General features: G+C 74.2%; 5 protein-coding genes. 2 read left to right on the top strand and 3 right to left on the bottom strand.

Translation table 11 applies throughout. From position 1 onward, the window contains the following. The first annotated feature begins 510 nt into the window (after positions 1 to 510). Together V7E45_RS11710 and V7E45_RS11715 are read left to right on the top strand one after the other, a co-directional pair. Entirely contained in the window at positions 511 to 1,941 is a 1,431-nt protein-coding gene (locus tag V7E45_RS11710; RefSeq protein WP_333774043.1) for a selenium-binding protein SBP56-related protein, read from the top strand. A 68-nt stretch (positions 1,942 to 2,009) separates the two neighbouring features. After that, positions 2,010 to 2,906, top strand: coding sequence for a hypothetical protein (locus V7E45_RS11715; protein ID WP_333774044.1), 897 nt, complete (start codon positions 2,010 to 2,012; stop codon positions 2,904 to 2,906). Positions 2,907 to 3,044: 138 nt separating this feature from the next. On the opposite strand, the gene V7E45_RS11720 is transcribed toward V7E45_RS11715, so the two are convergent. From V7E45_RS11720 to V7E45_RS11730, 3 genes are all read right to left on the bottom strand, one after another. Further along, entirely contained in the window at positions 3,045 to 3,842 is a 798-nt protein-coding gene (locus V7E45_RS11720) for an NAD-dependent epimerase/dehydratase family protein (protein WP_333774045.1), read from the bottom strand. Positions 3,843 to 4,012: 170 nt separating this feature from the next. Further along, positions 4,013 to 4,579 carry a GNAT family N-acetyltransferase gene (locus V7E45_RS11725; RefSeq protein ID WP_333774046.1) on the bottom strand — a complete coding sequence of 189 codons (567 nt, stop codon included), beginning with the start codon at positions 4,577 to 4,579 and terminating at the stop codon, positions 4,013 to 4,015. Positions 4,580 to 5,240: 661 nt separating this feature from the next. After that, complete coding sequence (locus V7E45_RS11730) at positions 5,241 to 5,807, bottom strand: GNAT family N-acetyltransferase (RefSeq protein WP_333774047.1); 567 nt, start codon at positions 5,805 to 5,807, stop codon at positions 5,241 to 5,243. Between the last annotated feature and the right edge of the window lie 193 nt (positions 5,808 to 6,000).

Here is a 6,000-nt window from a genome sequence, read left to right on the forward strand (position 1 = left end):
ACCTTTCCCCTCGCCGGCGACCCTCATCGCCCCCATCTCCCCCACCGGCCGACACCCGTTCCGGGCGATCCGTGAAATACGCGCGAGCGGAGTTCGATTTCCACTGCCATCCAACCGGCGAAGGGCGCGATATGGAACATCAGCACGGCTGTGATCAGTGATCCCACCTGTATCCGCCAATGAAGTCCATCGGTCACCGGATTACCGGTGACCGGTCGAAAACGACTCACAGAGTGAATTAAAACTTTCGGGGCCCGTCCAGGAAGGACATCGGGCTCCGGGCGCGGGGCCCAGGCGTGCGGTGCCCGGGGGCGGGGGCGGACGCGATGGCAGTGGCCGGCAGCGTCGTCGCGGTGGCCGCCGTGGCAGGGCTGCGGGGACTGTGAAACGCTCGGATCCAGTGGCATATCCGTCCCTCACCGCAGTTGACGGCGGACGAGAGAGCCCGGCCCGTCCGTGACGGGGGTTCACCCGGTCCTGGCTCGCTGTTCGCCCAAGTGGGGAACAGCGATGACGACGACCGAGCACCCGCACGGCCACGACGGCCACCAGGACCCGACCTTGTACCGCTCCCCGGCGGACGCCGTCGCCGCGCCCGGGGAGAAGCTCGCCTACGTCGTCGGGTTCGACCCGGCCGGAGCGCGCGCGGACGCGTTGTTCACCCTCGACACCGACCCCGACTCCCCCGCGTACGGCCGGGTGATCTCCCATGCCGAGGTGCCCGGCGTGGGCAATGAGCTGCACCACTTCGGCTGGAACGCCTGCTCGAGCGCGCTGGCCCATGCCGGCCACCACCACGCCGCGCGCCGCTACCTCATCGTCCCGGGGCTGCGCTCCTCCCGGCTGCACGTCTTCGACACCGTCCCCGATCCCGCCCGTCCTCGCCTGGTCAAGACGGTCGAGCCCGGGGAACTGGCCGCCAGGGCCGGCTATTCGCGCCCCCACACCCTGCACTGCGGGCCCGACGGCGTCTTCCTGTCCTGCCTGGGCGGCGCGGACGGTGCGGACGGGCCCGGCGGCGTGGCGCTGCTGGACCACGAGAGCTTCGAGGTGCTGCGCGGCTGGGAGAGCGAGCGCGGGCCGCAGCACCTCGCCTACGACGTCTGGTGGCACCTGGCCCAGAACATCGCCGTGACCAGCGAGTGGGGCACCCCTTCCATGATCGAGGACGGTCTGGTCCCCGAGCTGCTGCTGGAGCGCCGCTACGGCCACCGCCTGCACTTCTGGGAGCTCGACAGCGGCCGGCACCTGAGGGACGTGGACCTGGGCGATGAGCACCAGATGGTGCTGGAACTGCGGCCCGCGCACGACCCGGAGGCCACGTGGGGGTTCACCAACACCGTCGTCGACGTCCAGGACCTGTCGGCGTCGGTGTGGCTGTGGCGGCGGGACGGCGGAGACTTTGAGGTCACCGAGGTGATCACCCTCCCGGCCGAGCCCGCCCCGGCCGGGGACCTGCCGCCGGCGCTGCAGCCGTTCGGCGCCGTGCCCCCGTTGATCACCGACATCGACCTCTCGGTGGACGACCGGTGGCTGTACGTCTCGGCGTGGGGCACCGGCGACCTGCTCCAGTACGACGTGAGCGACCCGCTGCGTCCGCGGCGGACCGCGGCCGTGCGCCTGGGCGGCATCACCGCCCGCCGGCCGCACCCCGCCGCACCCGAGGTGCCGCTGACCGGCGGGGCGCAGATGGTCGAACTCAGCCGCGACGGGCGGCGCGTGTACCTGACGAACTCGCTGTACGCCGCCTGGGACGAACAGTTCTATCCCGCGGGCATCGAGCCGTGGATGGTCAGACTCGACGCCGACACCACGCACGGCGGGCTGTCGGTGGACAGCCGTTTCTTCCCGCACGGCGAGGACTTCGGCGGCCTGCGCGTGCACCAGACGCGTCTGCAGGGCGGCGACGCCTCCTCGGACTCCTACTGCTACCGCCGCTGACCCCTGTCCGGTATCCGGTGCGCCCGGGCGCCGTCCGCGAAGGGCCGCCGCGCCCCGCAGGAGGGACCATGCTCTGCGTGTGCGAGGCGGCGCTCGCGCCCACCGCCGGCGGAACGGGAGGGCAGCCGCCCCCCGCCGCGTCGCTGGTGGCCGTGGTCCTGGTGGCCCCGGCCACGGTGGCGGGGGCCACGGCGGCCAGGGTCTGCTCGGCGCGGCGGGCCTCGGGCCGCTCCGTGCTCGTGCCGGCCGCCGCGTCCGGGATCCTGCTGGTCATCGCCGTCCTCGACCTGCTGCCCGACGCGTGGGACGAGGCCCGGCAGGCCGGCCTGCCGCCGTGGGCGGTGCCGTTCACCGCGCTCGCCTCGTTCGCCGTGACGGGCGCCGTCACCCCTCTGGGCTGCCCGTGCACGCGGGGGCGTGCGGGCGGCATCGGCGCGGCCTCGGGGCTCGCCGTGCACCGTTTCGTGGAGGGGGCGGCCCTCGCCCTGACCTCCTCCCCCGCCGTGGTGACGGCGCTCCTCGTGCACGCGGCCGGCGAAGGGCCGGCGCTTACCGCTCTGCTGGGAACGCGGCCGGGGCGGCGCGTGGCGCCGTGGATCGCGCCGGCCTGCCTCAGCCCGGTCGCGGGAGTCTTCGTGGCCGGCGCCGCTCCTGTTCCGGACGGCCTGCTGCCCTTCCTCCTCGCCGTCGTCGCCGGCGCCCCTCGCGCAGGCGGCGTGGGTGGCGCTCGACCACGCCCTCACGCAGCGGCCACCGCGGCCCGGCCACCGGCGCGTCGGCACGGTCCCGGTCACGGCGGCGACGACGCTCGCGGCCGTCGTCACCGCGCTGGTCCTGCTGGTCGGCGCCGGCCGCTGAAGGCCCGCCCGGCCCCCCCGGGGGGGCCGGGCGGGCCCGCCACCGCGACGCGGCACGGCCGCCTTCACCAGCGCGGACGCGGCCCGCTTGTGGTGCCTTCGCTGTGAGGCCTCATACGCCGCGGTCGATCGATGGCGAGGTGGGTGAGGAATCGCCGAGCCGGCAAGGAGTGCGCGGCCCGACGGCGGGTGTGCGGAGCCGGCAAGGAGTGCGCGGCCCGGACGGCGGGTGGGCGGGGTGAGGGTCTAAAGGTGCTTGAGGGTGAACCCGGGCAGGGCGTAGGGGCCGGCCTGGGGTGCGGCGGGATCGGCCAGAAGGTCGGGTCCCGGGATGTCCCCGGCGTGGCATTGGGCGTCGTCCACGGGGACGTAGGCCAGGATCGCCGGGTCGGGGAGTTCCCAGAAGCGGCGGGTATTGGCGGAGACGGCGTACACCGTGGCGAAGCGGGTGGACGGCGCGGCGGTCAGGGCGGCCCGGATGTAGCCGACGGCGTCGCGCGGGCTCAGCCAGGTGGCCAGATGGCGGGGCTCGGTGGGCGCCTGCTCGAAGCTGCCGATGCGCAGGCAGATCACGGACAGGCCGAACTTGTCGGCGTACAGCCGCCCGAGGGCCTCGACGGCCGCCTTGCTCACCCCGTACAGGCCGTCGGGGCGTACCGGCTCCTTGGGACCGGTGAGGTGTCCGGTGGGATAGAAGCCGGTCACGCGGTTGCTGCTGGCCAGGACGACCCGTTCGATTCCCGTGCGCCGCGCCGCCTCCAGCACGTGGTGGGTGCCGAGCACGTTGGCTTCGAGCAGGTCGCCCAGAGGCGCCTCGTCCGGCACACCGGCCAGGTGAAGCACGCGGTCGGCGCCGGCAAGCGCCGCCTCCACGGCGGCCGCGTCCCCGAGGTCGACCGTGCGGACGTCCTCGTTCTCGGCCTCGGGCCGCAACGGCACGCGGTCGAGCAGGATCAAGCGCCCCGCCTCACGCTGCAGCGCCTGACGCACCACGGAACCGATGTTCCCCGCCGCGCCCGTGATCGCCACCGTTCCCAGACCCACCGCGCCTCCCCCCGATTTTCGACCACCCTCGCATCATCCCGGCCCGTGATCCACCCCCTCAAGACCCGTGATCCACCCCCTCAAGAGGGGGGAACAGGTGCGCAGGGTCTGGCTGTCTCCGGAAGCGGCGGGCTCCGTGAAGACGCGCCGCCTCCGGGAGTGCCGCCCGCTCAGGTGTCCCTGCGCCGTATGTGCCGATGCCCCTTACCGGGGTATGCGGGCGGCGTCGCGGGCAGGACGGCCTCCAGGAGGTACCCGCTCTTGTGGGCCACGCGGCAAGAGGCGGCGTTGCCCACCTGGTGCCGGAGTTCCAGATGCTTCAGCAGGCCGGCCCCCGGACGGTCGAAGGCCCAGGTGGTGAGCGTCGAAAGAGCGCGGGGCGCCACGCCCCGGCCGCGGGCATGCGCCGCGGTCCAGTAGCCCACCTCGGCCGACGGTTGACCGAAAACCACTTCCTTGAGGACCACATGGCCCATCAACGGCCCGTCCGACGAGCCGGGTTGCTTTTCGACCACCGCGAAACTGAAGCGATCCCCCGCTGCCCAGCCCCGCTCCTGGCCCCGCACCCAGCGCAGCGCATCGGCCTCGTCCTCCACGGCCAGACTGGTCCAGCGGCGCAGTGCGGGATCCCGGGCCACGGCGACAAGCGCGGCAGCGTCCCGTGCGCACCAGGGGCGAAGGACAAGGGCGGGGGCGCAGGGCGTGGCGTCCGCATGCAGGATGACGGTGTCGTTCACCGGCCGATCCTATGGCGGCCAGGTGGTGCGCCCGCGCCGACGATCCCGGCCCCCTACCGCTCGATCCGGGCGCGGACGGCCGGGACGGACCCTGCGCACACCGGCGCCAGGCTCTGCGGGGCCGGCCGGCCGTTGATCACTGCGAGCACCTCGGGCGTGCCGGTCGCGGCGCGGGTCGCTCATGCTCCGCGGCCGGGCGAAGGAGCCGGCGGCGCGGCTCGGCGTCGTCGGGGCGGCCGAGGAGGCGGGCGTCGTGGGCCGTGACCGCCGCGAGGACCGGATCGGCTTGGCGCGAGGCCGGATCGATGCCCCGCTGCCAGGGCGGCGCCGGCCCGGTCACGGACGACCGCGGCGAGGACGCGGCGCAGGGGGCGCGGCGGCGTGTGCCTGCCCGGGGCGTGTGGTTTCGGGCCGCCTGGCGCAGGCCGGCACGGACATCGGGGTCCATGGCCGGTTCGGCCCACTCCCCTCAGGCCCTCACCTGCTCCGCCTCGGGGGGTGTCGGGCAGCTCGGGAGTCATCGAGCGCCTGACCCCCACGAAGCCGGCCGGGCTGCGGTCCCTCGGCACCACGATCCCGCGATCGGAGGAGAACCTGAGGCGATCGAGCAGAGCGTGTCGCCGTCCATGCCCCCACTCTCGCGTCTGCCCCTACGGCAGACTCACGGCTGCTGCCCCTCACCGACCGCCGGGGCGGCCGGGGCGGCCGGGGAGCGCATGCCGAGCCACTGCTCGCATCCCCATGCCTCGAACCGCTCCACCTCGGTGAACCCCAGCTTCGCCGCCAGACGCATCGAAGCGACGTTGGCGCTCTGGGTGGTGAGCACCACCGGCTCGCCGGGAAGCGCGCCGGCGAGCCAGCCGAGCGCCGCCTCGCACGCCTCGACGGCGTACCCCCGGCCCCACGCCCGCGGAAGGAACAGGTAGCCGAGGTCGGCCTTCCCCGCGGCGGCCGGGCGGCGGTGCCCCGTCGCTCTCCTGAGCAGAATGTGGCCGATCATCGCCCCGTCGAGATCGACGACGAAGCTCCCGGGCCACTGCTGGGGCACCTCAGGCGTCTGGCGTTCGAGCTCCTCACGCGGCCGGGGGCCGCCGAGGTAGGTGTGCACCTCCGGCGAGGCGAGCAGCTCGATGAACGCCGCACGGTCCCCGCTCCGGGGCGCACGGAGCACGAGCCTGCGGGTCCTGATCGGCTCGGGCGGCCAGGCGACGGATTGGAGATCTTCCATCCGCGCACGCTAACAGGGCCGTCCGAGCCGGCGGACGGTGCCCGCGTTCCTCGGCCCGGGCCCTTGCCGCGCGTGATGCGTTCGCCCTGTGACACCGTGACACCGCCGCACAACTCGTCGAAATCACTCCGCCCCGCGCGGGCGAGGACGGCTTCTTCCCGGCCCCTGAAGGGCGGGGGGCGGGCCTGGGGGC

The sequence above is a fragment of the Streptomyces sp. IBSBF 3136 genome, from assembly GCF_036815105.1.
Lineage (GTDB): Bacteria > Actinomycetota > Actinomycetes > Streptomycetales > Streptomycetaceae > Streptomyces.

Bases quoted from the DNA above. Each gene is read 5' to 3' on its own strand.
- V7E45_RS11710 (WP_333774043.1), top strand. From the start codon at position 511: ATGACGACGACCGAGCACCCGCACGGCCACGACGGCCACCAGGACCCG.
- V7E45_RS11715 (WP_333774044.1), top strand. From the start codon at position 2,010: ATGCTCTGCGTGTGCGAGGCGGCGCTCGCGCCCACCGCCGGCGGAACG.
- V7E45_RS11730 (WP_333774047.1), bottom strand. From the start codon at position 5,807: ATGGAAGATCTCCAATCCGTCGCCTGGCCGCCCGAGCCGATCAGGACC.